This is a genomic window from Pseudomonas sp. rhizo25 (assembly GCF_031931935.1).
Lineage (GTDB): Bacteria > Pseudomonadota > Gammaproteobacteria > Pseudomonadales > Pseudomonadaceae > Aquipseudomonas > Aquipseudomonas synxantha.
This window is the reverse complement of record NZ_JAUJXA010000047.1, coordinates 1-775: the sequence shown is the minus strand read 5'-3', so window position 1 is coordinate 775 and position 775 is coordinate 1. Positions and strand designations below refer to the sequence as shown.

The window sequence follows — 775 nt, the reverse complement described above, 5'->3', positions numbered from 1 at the left end:
TCGCCGCCTCAATGCCGACGGCACCCAGGTCAAGTATCGCTACGACAACGTTCGCTTACTGCTGACCGAAATCGAAAACGAAGTCGGCGAAACCTACCAGCTCGCCTACCACCCCAACGGCCTGATCCAACAGGAAACCGGCTTCGACGGCCAGCGCACCGCCTACGTCTACGACCTCAACGGTAACCTGCTGGAGAAGACGGAATACGGTGACGATGACTCTACGTTGGTCACCCGCTACGAGCGCGACCACGCCGGGCGCCTCGTCCGAAAAACCCTGCCCGATGGCAGCGTGGTCGATTACGCCTACGACCGCCAAGGCAACCTTCTCAGCGTCGAAGACGGCCACTGGGCCCTGGCCTACGAGTACGACCGCCAAAACCGCCTCACCGCCGAGCACCAAGGCTGGGGCACCTTGCGCTACGGCTACGACGCCTGCGGCCAGCTGAAAAATCTCCGCCTGCCCGACAACAACCGCCTCACCTTCAACCACGACAAAGGCGGCCACCTCGCCACCGTCGAGCTCAACGGCGAAGTGCTCACCTCGCACCTGTTCCGCGCCGGCCGTGAACACCAACGTCAACAAGGTCAGCTGCTCAGCCACTACCACTACGACGACCAGCACCGCCTGCACGCCCACGCCGTCACCCAACACCAAAACCACCGCTACCAGCGCCAATACGACTACGACAAATCCGGCGACCTCACCCGCCTGCTCGACACCCGCAAAGGCGAACACCGCTACCACTACGACCCCCTCGCCCGCCTGACCCGC

At 63.4% G+C, this 775-nt stretch carries 1 pseudogene; it reads left to right on the top strand.

Going from position 1 to position 775, the window contains the following annotated elements:
- Positions 1-775, top strand: a pseudogene (locus QZR30_RS27865) (type IV secretion protein Rhs); the annotation flags it as partial.